The organism is Thalassotalea piscium (assembly GCF_030295935.1).
In the GTDB taxonomy this organism is placed as follows: Bacteria; Pseudomonadota; Gammaproteobacteria; order Enterobacterales; family Alteromonadaceae; genus Thalassotalea_B; species Thalassotalea_B piscium.
Map to the genome: position 1 here is coordinate 1,422,844 of NZ_AP027362.1, position 21,098 is coordinate 1,443,941.

Annotated in this window: 18 protein-coding genes; 8 read left to right on the forward strand and 10 right to left on the reverse strand. The window is 36.8% G+C overall.

Going from position 1 to position 21,098, the window contains the following annotated elements; all coding sequences use genetic code 11:
* Positions 1-81: 81 nt before the first annotated feature.
* Positions 82-2,175, forward strand: coding sequence for an EAL domain-containing protein (locus QUD79_RS06150; protein WP_184425117.1), 2,094 nt, complete (start codon positions 82-84; stop codon positions 2,173-2,175).
* A 105-nt stretch (positions 2,176-2,280) separates the two neighbouring features.
* Here QUD79_RS06150 and QUD79_RS17450 read toward each other — a convergent pair whose 3' ends face one another.
* Positions 2,281-2,583 (reverse strand): GGDEF domain-containing protein, encoded by a 303-nt coding sequence (locus QUD79_RS17450; protein ID WP_184425128.1) that lies wholly within the window; start codon positions 2,581-2,583, stop codon positions 2,281-2,283.
* Positions 2,571-3,110, reverse strand: a complete 540-nt coding sequence (locus QUD79_RS06155; protein ID WP_184425119.1) for a sensor domain-containing diguanylate cyclase — start codon at positions 3,108-3,110, stop codon at positions 2,571-2,573. The genes QUD79_RS17450 and QUD79_RS06155 overlap by 13 nt, the downstream gene beginning before the upstream one ends.
* Before the next feature lie 798 nt (positions 3,111-3,908).
* Here QUD79_RS06155 and QUD79_RS06160 point away from each other — a divergent pair.
* Together QUD79_RS06160 and QUD79_RS06165 are read left to right on the forward strand one after the other, a co-directional pair.
* Complete coding sequence (locus QUD79_RS06160) at positions 3,909-4,586, forward strand: 2OG-Fe(II) oxygenase (RefSeq protein WP_184425581.1); 678 nt, start codon at positions 3,909-3,911, stop codon at positions 4,584-4,586.
* A 175-nt stretch (positions 4,587-4,761) separates the two neighbouring features.
* A complete protein-coding gene (locus tag QUD79_RS06165; RefSeq protein WP_246455008.1) occupies positions 4,762-5,085 on the forward strand; it encodes a hypothetical protein in 324 nt (107 codons plus the stop codon).
* 126 nt (positions 5,086-5,211) lie between these two features.
* Here QUD79_RS06165 and QUD79_RS06170 read toward each other — a convergent pair whose 3' ends face one another.
* The gene (locus QUD79_RS06170; protein WP_184425583.1) at positions 5,212-6,111 is read right to left on the reverse strand and encodes a LysR family transcriptional regulator; all 900 of its coding nucleotides are present in this window, start codon (positions 6,109-6,111) and stop codon (positions 5,212-5,214) included.
* Between the two features lie 94 nt (positions 6,112-6,205).
* Here QUD79_RS06170 and QUD79_RS06175 point away from each other — a divergent pair, with 94 nt between their 5' ends.
* Positions 6,206-6,706 (forward strand): lactoylglutathione lyase family protein, encoded by a 501-nt coding sequence (locus tag QUD79_RS06175; RefSeq protein ID WP_184425585.1) that lies wholly within the window; start codon positions 6,206-6,208, stop codon positions 6,704-6,706.
* An 89-nt stretch (positions 6,707-6,795) separates the two neighbouring features.
* Here the strand turns inward: QUD79_RS06175 and ahpF are convergent, their stop codons facing one another.
* Positions 6,796-8,361 carry an alkyl hydroperoxide reductase subunit F gene (ahpF, locus tag QUD79_RS06180; RefSeq protein ID WP_184425587.1) on the reverse strand — a complete coding sequence of 522 codons (1,566 nt, stop codon included), beginning with the start codon at positions 8,359-8,361 and terminating at the stop codon, positions 6,796-6,798.
* Between the two features lie 117 nt (positions 8,362-8,478).
* Positions 8,479-9,042: an alkyl hydroperoxide reductase subunit C gene (gene ahpC, locus QUD79_RS06185; RefSeq protein WP_184425589.1), complete on the reverse strand. Its 564-nt coding sequence runs from the start codon at positions 9,040-9,042 to the stop codon at positions 8,479-8,481.
* A 210-nt stretch (positions 9,043-9,252) separates the two neighbouring features.
* Between ahpC and katE2 the strand changes: the two genes are divergently transcribed.
* The 3 genes from katE2 to QUD79_RS06200 all read left to right on the forward strand — a co-directional run bounded on the left by katE2 (position 9,253) and on the right by QUD79_RS06200 (position 12,950).
* Positions 9,253-10,686 carry a catalase KatE2 gene (gene katE2, locus QUD79_RS06190; RefSeq protein WP_184425591.1) on the forward strand — a complete coding sequence of 478 codons (1,434 nt, stop codon included), beginning with the start codon at positions 9,253-9,255 and terminating at the stop codon, positions 10,684-10,686.
* Positions 10,687-10,753: 67 nt separating this feature from the next.
* On the forward strand, positions 10,754-11,656 hold the full coding sequence (locus QUD79_RS06195) for a hydrogen peroxide-inducible genes activator (RefSeq protein ID WP_184425593.1): 903 nt from the start codon (positions 10,754-10,756) through the stop codon (positions 11,654-11,656).
* Between the two features lie 721 nt (positions 11,657-12,377).
* Positions 12,378-12,950 (forward strand): PEP-CTERM sorting domain-containing protein, encoded by a 573-nt coding sequence (locus tag QUD79_RS06200; protein WP_184425595.1) that lies wholly within the window; start codon positions 12,378-12,380, stop codon positions 12,948-12,950.
* Positions 12,951-13,213: 263 nt separating this feature from the next.
* Here the strand turns inward: QUD79_RS06200 and dld are convergent, their stop codons facing one another.
* Both dld and ppc read right to left on the reverse strand, forming a co-directional pair.
* Positions 13,214-14,911 carry a D-lactate dehydrogenase gene (gene dld, locus QUD79_RS06205; protein WP_184425597.1) on the reverse strand — a complete coding sequence of 566 codons (1,698 nt, stop codon included), beginning with the start codon at positions 14,909-14,911 and terminating at the stop codon, positions 13,214-13,216.
* 102 nt (positions 14,912-15,013) lie between these two features.
* Positions 15,014-17,575, reverse strand: a complete 2,562-nt coding sequence (gene ppc, locus QUD79_RS06210; RefSeq protein WP_184425599.1) for a phosphoenolpyruvate carboxylase — start codon at positions 17,573-17,575, stop codon at positions 15,014-15,016.
* 366 nt (positions 17,576-17,941) lie between these two features.
* Between ppc and QUD79_RS06215 the strand changes: the two genes are divergently transcribed.
* Complete coding sequence (locus QUD79_RS06215; RefSeq protein ID WP_184425601.1) at positions 17,942-18,622, forward strand: PilZ domain-containing protein; 681 nt, start codon at positions 17,942-17,944, stop codon at positions 18,620-18,622.
* Positions 18,623-18,641: 19 nt separating this feature from the next.
* On the opposite strand, the gene QUD79_RS06220 is transcribed toward QUD79_RS06215, so the two are convergent.
* The 3 genes from QUD79_RS06220 to QUD79_RS06230 all read right to left on the reverse strand — a co-directional run bounded on the left by QUD79_RS06220 (position 18,642) and on the right by QUD79_RS06230 (position 20,872).
* Complete coding sequence (locus QUD79_RS06220; RefSeq protein WP_184425603.1) at positions 18,642-18,905, reverse strand: late competence development ComFB family protein; 264 nt, start codon at positions 18,903-18,905, stop codon at positions 18,642-18,644.
* Positions 18,906-19,493: 588 nt separating this feature from the next.
* Positions 19,494-20,102, reverse strand: coding sequence for a primosomal replication protein PriC (gene priC, locus QUD79_RS06225; protein WP_184425605.1), 609 nt, complete (start codon positions 20,100-20,102; stop codon positions 19,494-19,496).
* A 5-nt stretch (positions 20,103-20,107) separates the two neighbouring features.
* Complete coding sequence (locus tag QUD79_RS06230) at positions 20,108-20,872, reverse strand: TSUP family transporter (RefSeq protein ID WP_184425606.1); 765 nt, start codon at positions 20,870-20,872, stop codon at positions 20,108-20,110.
* Positions 20,873-21,098: the final 226 nt, after the last annotated feature.

Genomic DNA, 21,098 nt, shown 5'->3' on the forward strand with positions numbered 1-21,098 from the left:
TTGGATTGATGTACATTATCTAGGCAGAATTAATACATTAGGTCTATTATTAAGTTACGGTGTAATTTCATTTCAATCTATATGGAATCGAGTAAAATTAATCATATAAGTCACGAGTTTATTATTAATGACCCACTTCATCAGTTGTTTGATGCGGTAGCTGCTATATCAGTGCAAGGTTATGATGAACAACGCAGAGTAATTTATTGGAACCTTGGTAGTGAATTACTTTATGGGTATTCTAAAGAAGAAGCCTTCGGCAATAAACTCGAAGATCTTATTATTCCACATGCAATGCGTGAAGGGGTTATACAAGCGCATAGTAAGTGGATAAATAAAGGAATAGAAATTCCCGCAGCTGAAATTACGTTAAATAATAAAGATGGTTCTGATGTTAATGTTTTTTCCAGCCATGTAATGTTTATTAATCAATATAATAAAAAACAAATGTATTGTATTGATATTGATTTAAAGGCGGTTAAAACAGCCCAAGCAGAGGCGTTATTACGTGGGAAGATGCTTGCCACTGTACTTGAGGCCACCCCTGATCTCTTCTTTTTAATGGAAGAAAACGGCACTATTATTGATTATCATGCAAGTGATAAAAGTTACCTCAGGCTACCTCCAAATAAATTTTTGGGTAAGTCAATGCTAGCTATGTTACCAAAGGCAATCGCCGCTGAATTTAAATTAAACCTAGATAAAGCTATTGAACAACAAGGCGTTGCAAGTTTTATTTATGAGTTAACTATGCCTCATGGGCTTGTTAACTTTGAAGCAAGAATTAGCCACTTACCTGAGCACAAACATGTAGTTACGATTGTGCGTGATGTAACCGAACAGCATAAGACGGCTGAGGTTATTCGCAAACATGCATATTTTGATACATTAACGCTACTACCTAACCGATTTTTATCACTTGATCGTTTAGACAAAATGTTACAAGAGGCTAAAAGACATAATGAAAAAGCCGCTGTATTCTTTCTTGATTTAGACGATTTCAAAAAGGTTAACGACACACTAGGACATGAGGTTGGGGATACCTTACTTAAAGAGGCTTCTAAAAGGTTAAATCAAGTTATTAGGGAGGAAGACACTGTTGGTCGCTTGGGTGGTGACGAGTTTATTGTGTTAACTAAAAGTTTAACCAATAAAAACAGTGCGTTATCAATTGTTGAAAAGTTGCTTAATGCGTTTAGAGAGCCTTTTAGTATTAATGGCCGAGAATTAATAATCACATTGAGTGTTGGTATAGCGGTTTACCCTGAAAATGGCACAAATGCTTCAGACCTTTTGCGCAATGCAGATACTGCGATGTATCAAGCAAAAGCTTTAGGACGTAATTCACATTCGTTTTTCACTAAAGAAATGAATGTGGGAATATTACGCAGGTTTGAAATTGAAGAGCAAATGCGGGGTGCGCTCGAACGTAAAGAGTTTGAGGTTTATTATCAACCTCAGTTTAATGTTGAAAGTGGGGCTGTTATTGGTGCCGAGGCTTTACTTCGATGGCATAACCAATCATTAGGTACTATTACCCCCGATGAGTTTATACCTATTGCTGAGCATACAGGGTTAATTGTTGATATTGGTCGGTTTGTAATTGAGCAAGCCTTAGACTTTTTAAACACATGGCAAATGCAAAGTAAGCAACACTATACGATGGCGGTTAATTTATCACCTCGCCAATTTAGAGATAATCAATTACTGTCATTTATTAAAAGTGCGTTACAGCAATCTAATATACCCGCCGAATATTTGGAGTTAGAAATAACTGAGGGTGTTTTAATGACAGGGCAATCATTTATTGATGATACGTTAGCTCAAATTAATGCCGCAGGAATAAAGCTATCAATGGATGACTTTGGCACGGGTTATTCATCATTAAGTTATTTACGCCAATACGATTTCGATGTATTAAAAATAGATCGAAGCTTTGTCAATGGAATTGCGCTTAATAAAGCTGATAGAGATTTGGTGAAAGCTGCCGTAGCGATGGCACATAGTCTTGACTTAATGGTAGTTGCTGAAGGTGTTGAAACTAAGGAACAGCTGACAATATTAGAAGAGTTTAATTGTGATTATGCGCAAGGGTATTATTTTAGCAAGCCATTACCCGCAAAAGCGTTTATTAAATTTGTTAACACATATACTTATAAGTTTGGTAAGCAATGAATTATCAGGCTGGGTAAACCTTAACAATTACAGCGTGATAATTTATAGATACTAGATGAATAAAGCAATAACCACAACAACCAAGGTGGTTATGCACAATATAAACTAGGTATACAAAACTGTATTTCTTCCTTTTAGCTTGGCTTGATTCAAATGTTTATCTGCTAGAAGGATCATTTGCTCAAAAGAGGTGATTTCTTTAGAGTTTTCAACCATTCCTATTGATGTAGTTATTGCAAGTTTTTGAGCTTCAAAGGGAATTTCGAGTGATTCAACCGAGCTTCTTATTCGTTCAGCAATAACATAGCCTAGTTCAGCTTCAGTAGCTGGCAGTAAGATAGCAAACTCTTCGCCACCAATGCGTGCGAAAAGGTCGTAATCTCTTATTAATTTATTTATAATCCTAATAACAGTACGGACAACTTTGTTTCTTCTCTTTTGCTACGATTAAACTCCGCTCTACCTTTTTCATAAAAGTAGCGTCTATTACGAATGCCTGTTAAATAATCGGTTGTAGCAAGTTGTTCAAGCTCTTGTGACATTACTGTAAGTTTATGTTCGTATTTTTTCTTCTCAGTTATATCAGTAACATAGGTATATAAATAATTGTTTTGTACAATTTGCTCTGTAACAATAAAGTGTGCACCTTGAGCGGTATCTGTTTCAAATGTGCGGTAATTACTTTTTCTTCTTTTTGATAAAGCCATTTCCATCCAAGCATTAAAATCCTCAGATTCAATATTGATGCCCAACTTGCTATTAAAGCAACTGAAACATAATTGTGAAAATGTTTTGTGAAGAGCTTCGGTTGCAGTAACGCCAAAAATTATTGCGAGTGCATCATTACAAAATATAAGCCTGTCTTCAGGATCGAAGATTCCAACACCATCATTTGTTAACAAAATTGATTCAATTAGGGTCTGTTGATCTTTCATTTTAGCCTCTGCTATAGACTATTTTTTAAGATAACAAGGCGAAAATGGTGCAATGTAGCATTCTCGGCTTTGGCATCCTGCGTCGCTCTACCTTCTGCATCCGTGCAGTCGTACTTTAACCATTTTTAACGATGTTAGGTTGAAAAATAGTCATAGCCCTTTGGGTTGCCTTGAAAAAGCGTCACTCTTTGTTGCCTACAGGATGTAGGTACTTAACGAGAGCAGGACGCGGCAGTTGTACTTAATGTGCATTTGGAACAACCAAACATTACATTAAGTGCCTCGACTGTCATCTTTTTCAAATGCAACAGAGCTATAAACTGAAAGATCAACAGACCCTAATATATCTTCTATTTTATTATTTAATTGTTTTGTCATGAACAAATACCTTTGCACTTATTTGTTTGTACTAGGCATTTTTTATATCTCTCACCTAGAGTCTATCGCTACTATATAGGATTTTGTAAAGATTGCATATTGTATGGTATAGGGTAATTAATTCTGTACGTTTATAGAGCTGCTACTTGGCTATTATGCAAAGGTAAACTTATGTAATACTCATTCCCTCAATGATAAAAGATAATATTTTAATAATATTCCATTAAACGTAACTTTAAAAATGATTTGCTATTGGCTTTTTCTGCGAATAAACAAGAGGATAAATATTAGTAACTATAGAACTTAAAACAAATTACTTTTTTGAAAAATTGTTCACGCTTATTACAACGCATAGTGGTAATATGACACTTACAAAATTAAGTTGTTTAGCTTGTCATGTTATCCTAAGGAAACACTTCATTGACTTTTGCACAAAGCACTTACTCAGAAGATAACACTTTTCTTTTTGAGTCAATCGCTACAGACATAGCAGATAAAGGCTTTAGCATTCGCCCTTATGCACTTCCTGAAAGCTTAGCCACTTTACTTTTACAGCATATTAATACGTTGTCAGATGACCAATTTAAGCGTGCAGGTATTGGTCGAGCTAACGATCACATGATCAACGATTTTATTCGCTTAGATGAAATTTGCTGGATAACAGGTACTAGCGATGCTGGAACTGCATGGATAAAATGGGCTGAATTATTACAAACCTATCTAAATAGGCATTTATTTCTTGGCTTATTTTCTTTTGAAAGTCACTTTGCTCATTATGCAAAAGGTGACTTTTATAAAAAGCACAAAGATGCATTTAAGGGTGAAGGTAACCGAGTGTTGTCTGTTGTCGTTTATTTGAACCCTAATTGGTCATCAGAAGATGGTGGCGAATTAGTTATTTATGACCAAAACACATCAGAATCATCTCTTCTTAATAATAACAAAATTACGGTTTCCCCAAGCTTTGGTACCATAGTGGTGTTTCTTAGTGAAGATTTTCCGCACGAAGTATTACCTGCACAACGTGACCGCTACTCTATTGCGGGTTGGTTTCGTTTGAATAACAGTATTGCCAATAATATTGATCCACCAAGTTAGTTCGCCTCAAGCGAAGGAGTAACATCTGGCCAAAGTCATTAAAGCGTTACATACACTAAATGAGCTAAAAATAATTAACCAAGCGCTTATTCCATTAAAAGCCTTAGCTGATAGAGACCTTGCGTCTATAAAAGGCTTAACAGGTAAGGTGTATACCCCGCATTTAGATTTATATATGAAAGAAAGTATAAATAAAGCCGAAATTTTAGCATGCTTAAAAAAGCAGGGGCTTATTCCCTTTACTGAAGTTGAGGTAATTAGTGATAAACTTAACGCATTACATCAACGAGTTAGAAGTAAAACGGTTGTTGAATACAATGGAAACAGTTATGAACGGCGCTATTCACCATTAAAACTGAGCAAATCTGGTAAAAATGTACATAAATGGGCAAAGTTTTGGCTGTTACTATTACCTAATGGCAAAGTTGACCGAGAGTGGGAACAACAAGTTCGAGAAATTTGGCCTACATACTTTTTAATTAGAACAATTGAGTTGTAATAATAAGTTTAATTGATGTGCTGTTTTTTAACGCTCTATATTCATCTTTTGAGGGGGGAATTAGGTGCATGTTGGTGCCTTAATTGTTAAATAAAAGCACCCAGGACAGCGTAATCAGCTGTTTATCTAAACAGCGTTGGTCGTTGCTAAATCGTCAACTAAGTATTTGGAAATAATAGTTTTAATATATTTTATCCGATTGGCCAAAATTGAGTGTTTGTTTGTACACATGTAAATGTGTTCACTAACAGCAATGTTTAAAGTGTGTATAGTGATTAGTTCTTGATGTTGAAAAGCTTTCGCAGCATGCAAAGGAAGCACAGTAAACCCAAGCCCTTTACTTACGGGCTCTAGTATTAAACTAATTTGATTTGAAAAACCTTTATGAACAAATTGATTGATATGTTCAAACTCGGGAAAGTTTTTACCCAGTAATAATTGCCCGTGGTGTTTTGCATCAGGGTGTTCAATAAACCCTAAGGTCATCAGCGTTTGCCAAGTAACTGATTTAACCTGATCTGAAGTCACCAAGACTAACGGCTCTAACGCTATTTTCTCGTACACGAGCTTGCTGATATTACTTATATTTGTTACCAACCCTAAATCAATCTCTCTATCTGCTAATTGCTGCTCAATACGCTGATTTGGCGCAAAGTTATAATCGATGATCAGATCAGGGAATGATTGTTGGGTTTCGAGTAAATAAGGATAAAGTTTTAAGCCAATGCTTCCTGGAGAGGCTATCTGAATAGTGCCTTCATATTGCTCGTCTTGCGTAATTAATTGTTCTAATTCTTCTGCAGACTTAAGTAACTCTTGGCCCTTTAAAAACAACTTATTACCAGCGTCACTTAAGGTAAACGACTTACCATCTCTTATGAGCAAAGTAGTGCCAAGTTGTTGCTCTAGCTTGTTAATATGCTGGCTTACGCCAGATTGTGTCATAAACAACTTTTCAGCCGTTTTAGTAAAGTGTCCTACTTGAGCTAGAGTGCAAAATGTTTGTAACCAATTTTGATTAATCATTACATTATGTACTTATTTTTATAACTAATGATAATTTTTGGTACTTTACCATAAGGCTTATACTTTCGCTATCAAATCAATTGAGGAAACATGTATGAGCAAAGCTTACCCAAGAACATTTTCGCATATTGGTATTTCGGTACCTAACTTAGAAAACGCAGTGAAATTTTATACTGAAGTACTGGGTTGGTACGAAATTATGAAGCCAACCGAAGTTGTTGAAGATGACAGTCCAATAGGGCAAATGTGTACCGATGTATTTGGCGCGCAATGGGGTAAATTTAAAATAGCGCATTTATCTACTGGCGATCGAATTGGGGTAGAAATATTTGAGTTTGTGAACCAAGAGCAGCCAGACAATAATTTTGAATATTGGAAAACGGGTATTTTTCATTTTTGTGTGCAAGATCCTAATTTAGAAGAGCTTGTTGGAAAAATAGTAGCAGCTGGCGGTAAGAAACGTATGGCAGAGCCTCGTTATTACTACCCAAATGAAAAGCCATATCGAATGATTTATATGGAAGATCCATTTGGCAATATTCTTGAAATCTACAGCCATAGTTACGAATTAACTTATGGGGCAGGGGCTTATTAAAAGAGAAGGTAAATTGAAAGTAGCTAGGTTTTGATTATAAAGCACTTCTGAACACAAAAAGTGTTTAGAAGTGCTTGTTTATTAGCAAGTTAACTTTCTCTAATAATATAATCAAAGGCTGATAATGACGCTTTTGAACCCTCACCCATTGCAATAATAATTTGCTTATAAGGTACAGTAGTAACATCACCTGCAGCAAAGATACCTGGCGTAGAGGTTTGGCATTTTTCGTCAATAACCACTTCACCATGCTTAGTTAATTCAACCACATCTTTTAAGAAACCACTGTTAGGTAATAAACCAATTTGTACAAAAAAACCAGATAATGCTTGTTGCTTAATATCACCAGTAGCTCTATCTTCATAAGAAAGAGCAATAACTTTGCCATTCTCAGCTAACACTTCTTTAGTGGCTGCATTTTTAATGATGGTAATTTTTTCATGCTCCTGTGCTTTTTCTACTAAAACTTGATCTGCTTTTAGCTCAGGTAAAAATTCAAATACGGTTACATGGTTTACCATGCCGGCGAGGTCTAGCGCGGCCTCAATGCCTGAGTTTCCACCACCAATTACAGCAACATCTTTTCCCTTGAAAAACGGACCATCACAATGTGGACAATAAGCGACACCAGCGCCAATATTTTCTTTCTCACCAGGTACACCAAGCTCACGCCATTTTGCGCCAGTAGCCAAAATAATAGTTTTTGTTTCAATAATTTCACCGCTAGAAAGGTGTAACTTATGCGGTGACTTAGTCGTTTCGTCTCCTTTTTCAATAGTCTCTACACGTAAAAACTCTTTTAAGGTGACATCATAATCGTTCAGGTGTGCCTGCATATTGCCGGTTAACTCAGCCCCTGTTGTTTTTGGGACCGAAATTAAGTTTTCTATACCGACAGTATCTTTTACTTGACCACCAATGCGATCTGCAATCATTGTGACATTTAGTCCTTTACGTGCTGAATAAATAGCAGCTGCAATGCCAGCTGGACCACCACCGATAACAGTTACATCTTGTAGAGGTAAGGCTTCACTCTCATTATCACCAACAATTTCAGGAAAGTGTTGAATTAACTTATCGACTAATTGCGCGGTATCAATTTTACCATTAGCGAATAACTCACCATTTAAATAAACACTTGGTATGCCTTGAATATTACGTTCTGTCACCAGATCTTGGAACAAGCCACCATCTATCATCTCACTACTAATGAATGGGCTTAGCACGGCAAACTGATTTAATGACTGTACAACGTCAGGACAGTTATGGCAGCTTAATGATACGAATACTTCAAAATGTAAAGACTCTTTGATTTTCTGAACCATCTTAGCCAGCGTGTTATCAAGCTTTAATTCAGTGCCAGAAGAGTGCAGTATCGCTAAAATTAATGAATTGAACTCATGGCCACTTGGTATGCCAGAAAAGTATATGCCATTATTCTCTTTGTTTACTTCTAAATAAAAAGTGATCGGGCTACGCAAGTTTTCGTCGCGCTCAATTAAGCTCAAATTGTCTGAAACTGAGCATAATTGTGTTAAAAAGTTAACCAATTCTGTACGTTTTTCGTGTTCACCAGTTTGAAGAACTAGTGCCACTTTGTTAGTCATATTTTTAGTATATGTTTTTAATGCGTTTAAAATGTCATTGCTTAACATAGTATTACCTTATTGCTGCAATCAGGGAAAAAGGGCGAGAAGTGGGGTTTCCCATTCTCGCCAGTACATTGGAGAGTTGTATAGCAATTGCTATAAATTGCTTAAATTTAAGTATGTTTAGATTTTACCGACTAGGTCTAAGCTTGGCGTTAACGTTGCTTCACCTTGTTCCCAAGCAGCTGGACATACTTCACCATCATTTTCGCGAACATATTGTGCCGCTTTTACGTTACGAACCATGTCTTTTGCACTGCGGCCAATACCACCAGCGTGAATATGAGCTACTTGAATAACACCATCTGGATCTGCTAAGAAAGTGCCACGGTGAGCCATGTGGTCTTCTTCAATCATTACATCGAAACCGCGAGTAATGTGTCCCGTTTGGTCACCAAGCATAGGGAATTTTATTTTTCCAATTGCTTCTGATGAATCGTGCCACGCTTTGTGTGAGAAGTGCGTGTCTGTTGAAACCGCATAAACTTCAACACCTAATTTTTGTAACTCTTCATATTGATTAGCCATATCTTCTAATTCAGTTGGGCAAACAAAAGTAAAGTCTGCTGGGTAGAATAAGAATATTGACCATTTACCTTTAACGCTGTCAGATGTTACTTCTACAAATTCACCGTTATGAAATGCTTGTGCTTTAAATTCTGGGATTAATTTGCCTATTTGAGCCATGAGTAGTTCCTCTTAAGTTTTACTGTTAAATAAAATGTTTTGGTTTGAAAGCGCTTTTGCTTTCGATGAGGCTATAGTAGATTGAACCTAGTGATAGGTAAATTTGATTAAATTGAATTTAATGTTCAATTAAATAGAATGTTATTGTGTGGACCTTTAGCTAATATAGGCTAAGTTTAATAAGGTATATTTATCAATAAGGATTTAATAATGACTAAGAAAAAGTTAACCACGGCAGCAGGCTGCCCTGTAGCAAACAATCAAAATGTTATGACGGCAGGTCGCAGAGGCCCGCAATTATTACAAGACGTATGGTTTTTAGAAAAGCTTGCTCACTTTGACAGAGAAGTAATACCGGAAAGACGAATGCACGCTAAAGGCTCTGCTGCGTTTGGAAAATTTACTGTTACCCACGACATCACTAAATATACAAAGGCTAAAATATTCTCCGAAGTGGGTAAAGAAACAGAGCTGTTTACCCGCTTTAGCACCGTTGCTGGCGAACGTGGAGCAGCCGACGCTGAACGCGATATTCGTGGCTTTGCCGTTAAATTTTACACCGAAGAGGGTAACTGGGATCTTGTGGGTAATAACACCCCCGTTTTCTTTTTACGCGATCCGTTAAAGTTTCCAGACTTAAACCATGCGGTTAAACGAGACCCTAAAACCAATATGCGCAGCGCTACTAATAACTGGGACTTTTGGACATCGTTACCTGAAGCCTTACATCAAGTAACGATCGTGATGAGCGATAGAGGCATACCGGCAAGCTATCGTCATATGCATGGCTTTGGTAGTCACACTTTCAGCTTTATTAATGCAAATAATGAGCGTTTCTGGGTTAAGTTTCACTTTCAAACACAGCAAGGCATTAAAAATTTAACCGATGCCGAAGCAGAAGCGATTGTCGGTAAAGACAGAGAGAGCCACCAGCAAGATTTATTCAATGCGATTGAAAATAAAGAGTTTCCAAAGTGGACGTTATCAGTACAAATAATGCCAGAGGCAGATGCAAACAAGGTCTCTTACAACCCATTTGACTTAACAAAAGTATGGCCGCACAAAGACTATCCGTTAATAGAAGTTGGAGTAATGGAGTTAAATTGTAATCCAGAGAACTACTTTGCTGACGTTGAGCAAGCAGCGTTTAATCCCGCTAATATAGTACCAGGTATAGGCTTTTCTCCAGATAAAATGTTACAAGGGCGATTGTTTTCCTATGGAGATGCACAACGTTACAGACTTGGTGTAAATCATAACCATATTCCTGTAAATGCTGCACGTTGTCCTGTGCATAGTTATCACAGAGACGGGCAAATGCGGGTTGACGGTAATCAAGGTGCTACCATTGGTTATGAGCCAAATAGTAAGGGTGAGTGGGCAGAGCAGCCAGACTTTTCTGAACCACCATTAGCTTTAGATGGTGATGCTGCACATTGGGATCACAGAGAAGATGATGATTACTTCTCGCAAGTAGGTGATTTATTTCGCTTAATGACACCAGAGCAACAGCAGGCTTTATTTAACAATACTGCCGCTTCAATGGCTGGTGTGCCTAACGAAATAAAGCTGCGCCATATTGACAACTGCAGTGAAGCTGATGCTGAATACGGTAAAGGAATAAAGGCCGCATTAGGTTTGTAAAATTGCTGTAGACGCAAAGCGGGTCATTGTTGGCTCGCTTTTAAATTGAACTATTTGACGATAATAAATGATTTCATTAAAACAATTACACTACGCATTAGCAGTTGAAAAAACATTACATTTTAAAAGAGCTGCTGAGGCATGCAATATTTCACAGTCAGCATTAAGCACGGCGATTACAGAGCTTGAAAAGCAACTGGGTGTCACCATTTTTGAGCGCAACAATAAACAAGTGTTACTAACCAATAAAGGTCAGTTGGTGCTAAATAAAGCTAAACGGGTAAAGTTAGAAGTTGATGAGCTTATGCAAATAGCTCAATCAAATTTAGACCCCTTTTCAAACCCTATGAGTATTGGTGTTATTCCTACTATCGGCCCTTACTTATTGCCTAAAGTACTGCCCAAAATGCGTCGGCAATATCCAAAATTCAAGCTTAAAATAATTGAAGAACAATCACATGTGTTAGTTGATATGGTTAGAAACGGTGAAATAGATGCCGCAATATTAGCATTGCCCTTTGCGATTGAGGGGCTAATGAGTTTTGAATTTTGGCAAGAAGACTTTTATTGGGTAAGCCATAAAGACGAAGTTTCTAGTGCTATGCGTGAAATTACCAGTGAGCAATTAAAATCAGAACGGCTGATGTTATTAAAAGAAGGACATTGTTTAAAAGATCATGCCTTAGCTGCCTGCAGGTTAAAAACTGACAACCAAGGTTCAGATTTTCATTCAGCAAGTTTACATACACTTATTCAGATGGTGGCAGGCAAGCTTGGCACCACTTTGGTTCCTCAAATGGCTCTAGACCAACTAATATATAATGAATCTGAGCTTAGCGCTGTACATTTGAATGAACCTGGCCCACATCGCACAATAGCATTGATCATTCGACCAAATTATGTAAGAACTGATGAAATTACTTTGTTAAAACGTATTTTTAATGAAGAGCTAAAGCAAAGTATCAAATAAGTTATAGCTTACCCTAAGGTCAATTATACTAAGCCCAGCTTAAGCTCTTATACCAATTAAAATAAGTAGTTGACCAATTCGGAGCATCGACAGGGAAGTTAGCACAAAGCAAATTGATGTAGGTGTAGTATTCTTCATCCATTCAATTGGTATTTTATTTCATCATCAGCTTATATCAAAAGGGTGAAGTAATGAATCATAATACCAATCTCACTAACTATGTGATCATTTCTACTGGCTAAAACAGTCAACTACTGCGTTATTTATTTTATAATTATCGCTACAAGGATGTAGCTTATGTGGGCAATGCTGGAGCATAATTGCCCTGAACAACTAGTTATGAAACAAACGCCTTGTATTTGACTGTTTTCACTGCGTATAAAATAGATCACTTAATTAATGAAACTGGTATAACATTCCATGGCTATTATTATTCATACAATCAAATACTTATAAAAGCCAATAACCCTGACTGAGGTTAACTACAATGATCACTGATTGATTTTTAAGCGTCAGGTTTCATTACACTTATCATATTTATAACATAATAAAAGTAGAGAAAATATAATAAGTACATGTAAAACAATTATTTGTATTTTTAGGCTTGATTTTTGCATTGTGTTGAATGTAATGAATGGATTCATAAAGTATATATACTCATTTTGCAATGAATTGCATTCAGTACTTACTTAAACTTATTAAATATGGAAATACGAACATTATGTTGAAGAAAATATTTACAACAGCTTTATTCTTGGTTTTTACTGCAATTGTTAATGCCACTCCAATAACAATTATCAATGGTTCATTTGACGTTTACGGCCTTGGTAATACAACATTAAATGCAAACGGCGAAGTAGTATCGGTTGATTTTAGTTTTAACAATCAACTTAATCCTGTTTTAGCTACTGGTGATTACTTAAACTACTTTACTAACAATTCTGTTTTTCAAGTAACTAATCCATTATTACTAAGTAACGTTATTGGTGTAGACTTATGGACGGTAGACGGCTTTACTTTTACAGGCACAAGTGTTGTTCAAAACAGTACTTCTGTATCTGGTTCAACAGGCCTCTATATTATTGGTGATGTATCACACAATGACTTCATTACAACATCAACACAGTGGTATTTCTCTACACAATTTTTAACAAACAATGCAACAACTCTTAAGAGCTTTTCTTCAACAGTAACGTCTCCGGCACCATCTACTGTTTCAGAGCCTGGAACTATCGCTATTTTAGCGTTGGGTTTAATGGGTTTAGTTGCTAGCCGTAAGAAAAAATCTGCTTAATTTAACGCTATTACCTATTTATTAAATTGGTAATAATAGTTAATCTGAATTCGGGGTAAGCTAAGTACACCAAAGCAAGATTTTTATATGCTTTAAACTTACACCAACTAGCCTGAATTCAAGTTAGTTTGTAAAAGAATCAAAGAATCAAAGCACCTCTCATCTTGTTAGGTGCTTTTTTATTGTTAATTATTACTTCTTGCTCTTACTGTAGGTGAGCGCCTATAAAAATTAGCATGAATTTATTGGCAAATTAATTGTTTTTAGTGTTCTTCTTCTGCTGCATAGTTTAACTTTTTAGACATTCCCCCAATACCGGCATTAAGTGAGTTTGTTGGGTCAAGCTTTTTATAGTTATCAGCTAATACGGGTTTAGCGTGGTAATGATGACCAACATTGTGCTCTGCAGGGTATTCTGCGCCACGCTCTTCAAGCAATTTAAGTAACGCCTTTTTAATCGCTTTAGAATCTTCACCTTTTTTAATTAGATAGTCTTGATGAAATACATGACATAAAAAGTGCCCATAATAAAGCTTGTTAATTATTTTTTTATTAAGATCTTCAGGTAACGATTCAAACCAGTTTAAGTCGTTCCGTTTTAAAGCGATATCAAGTGCAACAATAGACTCTACCTCATGATGGTTTATTGCAGCGTATTGCACCGCAGCGCCAGCGGCTGCAAAACGTAATAAATAAGCGGACTTTGCTTGTGCTTCGCTACAGAGAAAGTAATCCAATTCCTGATGCTTTATTGTATCTAAAAAAGCTTCTGTTTCGTCTTTTAGATGACCTTTAACAGTTAAAATTAATTGGTGTTCGTATTTTTCATTCCATTGTTGTAGCTTTTGCGGTGTTTGACTAGGAAATAATGATGCTAATTTATAAACAACCTTATCAACAATACCTTGCTTTAAAAAGGGCATACGCTGGCATACTGAATCGAGCTGCCGTTTAATATTAAAAAACTTAGGTAGCCAATTAGTGCCTAGCTTTTTGATCAGCAGAACGGTATCACGACCATAATTATCGGACAATTCAAATATGTCACGATGTAAATACTCTGCATACACGGGTAAATCACTTGCTTGCTCAAGCAATGTTTTCCTGACTGTTTGCAAGGCCTCAGTGGAATTAGTACCTAAATAAAAAGTGTGTTCTTTTTCATTTTTTAAAAAAGTATCTACTCGCACTGCAAAGACCGCTAACTTACCAGCACAGCCACTCGCTTGATTTAAACGCCTAGGATCTGCATTAAAACGAGCAGGAGTGTTGTCGCTTGTTTGGCGAACCCAATCGGCATATTCACGGTCAGATGCGAGCTTGCCTGTATTGCTAATATCGTCTTGTGAATATGCTTTATTTTGCAAGTTATTGAGTATCTGCTCGGGCGTATCGCCCAATTCTATATCTAACTCATTAACTAAGGTGAGTGAACCGTCATTGTTGATTTTAGCGTATAGAGCAAGCTCGGTATAAGCAGGACCACGCTCTACCAAGGCACCACCTGAGTTATTACAAATACCACCAACAATTGATGCGCCAATACATGAAGAGCCAATCACAGAGTGGGGTACGCGCCCATAGGGTGCTAATGCTTTTTCTAATGAAAATAGACTGGCACCTGGTAAAGCAACAATTTGGTGTTGTGGTGCTAGTACATGAATATCGTTAATTTGGGTGGTGTTTATTATTACTGTATTACGATCACACCCTTGTGTGGGGGTAGAGCCGCCTGTTAACCCCGTATTGGCTGCCTGCATGATAACAATAACATTTGCCTTTACACAGGCTTCTAATAATTGCCATTGCTGCCAAAGTGTTAAGGGTTTAACAACAGCGAGCGCAGGACCATGCCCTTCACGAAAGCCTTTACGATAAGGTGCTGTTTTTCGTTCGCTTGTTAGTACGTTACGCTTACCGACAATGGCTATAAAGCATGTAATTAATGATTGATGTGACATTAAATTAAACCTATTCACCTTATTTTCAGATAGATTATTAATATGCTAAGAATAAAAAGAGGCTAGCATCCTTGCTGCATTAATTTTCTTAGATTATAAGGGCTAACCAGTATTTCGCATACCAGTAGCAATGCCGGTCATACTAACCATAAGTAATTGTTCACACAATGGTTTTTTAGGATCTTTACGCAAACGTTTGAGTGCTTCAATTTGTAATAAGTGTAACGGCAATAAATAGGGCTGTCTTAATTGAAATGAGATCAAATTCCATTGATCACTCTCTAAGGTCTGAGTTTGTTTTAATAGTGTTAATAGCGTTGCTTTATCAGCAGCTAACTGTTTACGCAGTCCATCGCCCAATGGGTGTAAGGCGGGTTCAACTAAATTTTCATCATACATTTTTGATATTTGATTATCAGACTTTGTATAGACCATTTCTGTTAACGACACTCGGGCTCTAAAATATGGCCAATTATCTAGCATATCCTCAAGTGTATTGCTTTCCTTATCTGCTATTTCTGCTATAGCTTGACCAAAACCGAGCCAACTTGGAACAACTAAACGGTTTTGACTCCATGCGAATATCCACGGAATAGCACGCAAAGACTCTATACCACCGTCTGATTTACGCTTACTTGGACGAGAACCTAGCGGTAAGGATGAAAACTCTTGCTCAGGTGTTGCTTGTCTAAAGTAAGTAACAAAGTCGGCTTGCTCACACACATAATCACGATAAATATTACAACTTCGCTCGGCCATTGTATCCATTAAATCACGCCAAGTTTGCTTAGGTAATGGCTGAGGCTTAATTAAGCTAGCAAGTATTGCACTTGCATATAAATGAAGACTACGAACGGCTAGTTTTGGTAAACCAAACTTATAGCGAATTGTTTCCCCTTGTTCGGTTACTCTTAATCCGCCTTCAAGTGTACCAGGAGGTTGAGAAGCTATTGCTGCATGTGCAGGACCGCCACCTCGGCCAATAGCACCACCCCGACCATGAAAAAGTTTTAGGGTAACTTTATGTGCTTTTGCACAGGCAACTAGCGCTTCTTGTGCTTGATATTGTGCCCATGCAGCCGCAAGCGCACCAGCGTCTTTAGCAGAGTCGCTGTAACCAATCATTATGTGTTGATCACCATGAGTACGTTTAACATAATCTTTGTCATTAAGTAGAGCATCAAGTACTTTTGATGCATTATTTAAGTCATCGAGCGTTTCAAATAATGGTGCTATTGGCATATCCCAGCTAATACCAGTAGCTTTCATTAATAAATTTACGGTAAGCACATCACTTTGTTGGCTTGCCATTGAAATAACGTAAATTCCAAGCATTTCTTTAGGTTGATTGGCAATAAATGTGAATGTGTCTAGTACTTCTTGTGTTTGCTCGCTCCATGTAGCTTTAGGCAATAAAGGGCGGTTACTCTTTAATTCTCTTTGTAGAAACTCACACCGTTGGTGCTCACTCCATGACAAGTAGTCACCTAAGTCTAGCGCTTGCACTATTTCAGCAATCGCTTGGTCGTGAAATTCACTATGTTGTCGGATATCCAATTTAACTAAAGAGATACCAAAGCAGTGTACCTTACGAATTACATCAAGTAATAACGAATTAGCGCTTCGGGTAAGACCCGCTTCGAGTAAGCTCTCTCTGCATAAATAGAGCGGTTGTAGCAATTCATCTGGATTAGCAATAACACCGTCGGTATTATTGAGTTTTAGTGCTGCAATGCTCTGTTCCAGTTTATTAATAGTCTTTTGAAGTAAGCATCGGTATGGCCCAATGCTATTTATATCTGCAGTCATTAATGCATTACTCGCTTTGTGCATTGACAATTCGAGGTATAAATTTTGAAAGTCTAGTAAATAGAGCTCAGCGGCGAGTAAACGTGCTTGAATAATAGCTTGTTTACTTAAAGCTGCGGTTACATATGGGTTGCCATCTCGATCGCCAGCCATCCAACTAGCCATTGTAATTGGTGTCGCATTTAATGCTAAAGGTTGATTGGTCACCTGTTGACACAGCTGGTCTAACTCTCTTACAAATGTGGGTACAGCAGCCCATAAACTATCGCTAATGGCATTTAAGCCCCAACGAGACTCGTCTAATGGAGTAGGGCGTTGACTTCTGATTTCATTGGTACTCCAAGCTTGTTCAATTAACTCTTCAATACGGCTGTTTAGCTCTGGACCAGTTATGTCAAGCTGCTCAGCAATTTCATGATACTTATGAATAAAAGTACGACGATTAACCTCAGTTGGGTGAGCAGTTAACACAAGTTCGATGTGTAGTTTTTTAATGGCAGCTAAAAAGCGCTTAGGGTCTACATTGCCAAGCGCTTCTTTTAATGACTCGAGCGGATGAGGTAAATCTAATTCTGCTAGCCCTTGCTCGCTTATAGTATGTTGTTGCTCTGCTACATTAGTTAAATTTAAAAATTGGCTAAAAGCTCGGGCGTAAATAAGCAGTTCTTTTTCATCACAACCTTTAAAAAGAGCGTTTAGTTCATCAATGGCTGAGTCTTGTTGTGCTACGCCATCTTTTGCAAGTAACCGTACACGCTCAATATTATTTAACCAGCGCTGATCTGTGTCATTTGCAATCGTTTGTCCTAACACTGTGCCTAGCGCACGTATGTTTTGCGAAATGGTTTCTAACATAGGTGTATTTTCATCCTTACGTCGTATGTTTGAATGTTATTCATACTAAAGCTAATAATAAGCAGTGTCTAATCACTTAAAATAATATAACTAACAGAATCTTAAGTGGTATTAATTAATGTTAATGCGAAGGAGTTTTTAGTGTTTGAAATTGATTTAATCTGAATAGATGGATATGAATTGAATTTTACAACGTATTTGCTGCAATAGACTAAAGTTTAGTTTAACCGCTTAAATTAAAGATGAATTTAGTACATTCGTATTATTAGCTTTTAATTTAAATCATAAAATTCCATTGTTAAACGTTGTTTAAGTTATTGATATTGGTTATATTCTAAAAATATTAAAATGGATAGTTAAACTAGCATGTCAGGACAGCTTAAAGCTCAAATTGAAATTACCGATGTTTTTGAATTACTACCGGGTAAAATATTAGACGTACAACTTAATCATCCGCTACAAGTTAGGCTTAAACTACCTTTAATCGGTTATGTAATGGGACAGTACATCATTTTAAAATACCCTAGTGTGGTTAAAGATACAGATTACGAGGATGTACTTAAAGAGGGGAATGTGGCTATAGTGCGTTATTTACTTGAGGGTGATCAGGGTAAATGCTTTGCTTTTAGGGCAACGATACGCAATGTAACTAAGCGGCCTGATAAATTTCTTATACTAAATTATCCTAAGCGTATTGAAAATCGACAATTACGTCTGCACCAACGGGTTATGACGCACTTACCTGCGGCAATTTCAGTGACTGAAAATGATGAATCTACTAGCCAAATTCAAGGTATGATTGTTGATATATCACTAAAGGGTTGCGGCTTTACTTTTAAAGCGCCAAACGAAACAGTATCGGTAAACAAAAGAGATGTAGTAGTATTGATTAAGTATGCAAATGACGAGCAAATCAAAATTCCAGCGAAAGTTTGTAATAGCCGAAATGAGAAGGGGAAAGTGAGTGTTGGTATTCAATTTGCTGAAGGCGACAAACAAGTAGAAGCATTACTTGAAAACCTGTTTATCGACACCAGCATGATTTAGCTACTGAAAAATTTATGCACTAATTTTTTAGCGCTTTCATAAATTCTAGCGCTTTACTTACAGATACTTTAACATTATTTTCCATTTCAAATCGCTCTGAGGCTGGTAAATAAAATGCCATATCGACTTCATGTCTAATATAGCGCGTAGGTAATTGATTAAGCACTACGCAAGTTAAATCTGCAATAAAATCACTGTCGTACTTTTCTTCTAACTTTAATGCTGCAAAATGTTGTACAACTAATTTTTCATAATAATTATGGATATCATCGTATATTTTCATAAAGTTTCTCTGCTACAAAGTTTAATGATTTTTTGTCGTTATGTTAATCTAGTTAACCTGAGTTCGGGATAAGCTAAGTACACCAAAGCTAAGATTTTCGCGCGTATCTGCGTATAATTTGCTACTAATAGCCAGCTATTAGGTACACAAATCAGCCTTGATTCACACAAAACTTTTAGCATTGGTTGAGTTACAATGCACCTAGTACTTAAAAAAGTCACCTAAAGCACTGTAAACTATTATTTAAAATGTTTTTTATGCACATCCATTATCCCGAACTCAGGTTAGTTAAAGAGTAATGCTAGATTAATGAAAAAGCTAATGTTTTAGGATTAAGTAACCTGAGTTCGGGGTAAGCTAAGTACACCAAAGCTAAGGTTTTCGCGCGTATCTGCGTATAATTTGCTACTAATAGCCAGCTATTAGGTACACAAATCAGCCTTGATTCACACAAAACTTTTAGCATTGGTTGAGTTACAATGCACCTAGTACTTTTGAAAAGTCACCTAAAGCACTGTGAAATATTATTTTAAATCTTTTTATGCACATCCATTATCCCGAACTCAGGTTAAGTGGTTAATTTACGCGTTAACGCTTCTCTTGCATTTCAATCTGCAGCTCTATTTTTGAAATAGCTTGTCGACAACGCCCCAACCTTTGGTGAACAATTAATACATCATTAGACGCTTGAGCGCTTGCTTTAGGTGTTGCAAGCTTTAGCAATTGTTGCTTTTCTTCAAGTATAACTAACAATCTACGTTCAAACTCAATTGTTTCAGAGAGTTTAGCGTATAAGCTTTGTATGGGTTGAAATAGCGATTGTGCTGCCTTCTTATAGTTACGCTGTTTATTAGCACTTAGCGTAATATTATCGGCTTTATTAATGCTCGAATTTGCCTCAATAGCAGTGATAACAGAAGAAATTTGTTGTTCAATCAATATCAGACGGTGTTGAGATAACGCATTTTGATTTTGCTCAAGCAGTCGTTTTAGTTCATTACATTTTTGTTGTATTTCTTCAACATAAGGCACCAATAATTCACTGTTGGTCGAAAATAATGTTTCAGCAAAAAGGTGACTATCTTTACGAAGTTTATAGGCTTTATTCGATTTGTTTCTTGTGTCTATAGCTTCTGCTTGGCTATACAATGCATTAAGCACCACTTCTATTTTTGAAATTGCTTTATTGGTTAACATAAAGGCTAATTCCCCCAAGCTTGATAAGCAAGGTTACACGACATTATTACAACAACGGTAATAAAAAAGGGGCGAATAAAACGACTCCCAAACTTAATTGCGGTGTGTGCACCGACCCATGCACCAGCCATAATAAATAGGCCCATTGAAATGCCCAACAGGGCATTTACACTACCAAGATAAATAAAGGTTAGTAGACTACAAAAATTACTGACAAAGTTACCTGAACGCGCTAAACCAGAGCTTAATAGAATATTTATTTTATAAAGTGCGCTTGACGAAGCTGTCCAAAAAGCACCTGTTCCGGGTCCTGCAACACCATCATAAAAGCCAAGAACAATCCCTTGAATTGATTGTGTTACTTTAAGCTTCTGGTTTCGTTCAGGTAAAGTAGCCTCGGTAATAACCACGTTTTTAGCGAGCAAGGTGTAAATTGCAGTAATAATAATTAATACAGGAAGCGCTTTATCTAAAAAGCTTACGGGCATCTGGCTAACAACTAACGTGCCTACAATAGCACCGATTGCGGTAAATATAATGGACAAGCGCCAGAATTTTGGATCAAATAATTTTTTTCTATAAAAAGTAACTGAAGCAGTTAATGAACCAAAAGTAGCAGCAAGTTTATTGGTACCTAGTGCAATATGAGGGGGTAAACCTGCAGTAAGCAGAGTAGGTATGGTGAGCATGCCACCACCACCAGCAATGGCATCTATTAGCCCTGCAATAAAGCCAACACTACATAATGTGATCCATAAATTCAAATCCATTATCGGATCCATCAAACTACTCATATATATCAATTAAACTGCTAACAAGTTTAACATGAAATTAGGAATGTTTAGCCAGTTAATTTAACTTAACTTATGCCAAAAACACTATATTGTAAGCAAACTAAAAATTAACCTAGTAGTCTATCCTTTTGATTTTATGTTTGCAGTTTTATAAACAAATAAATTTAACGATGTTAATTGATAAAGCAATTTTCGATTTAAT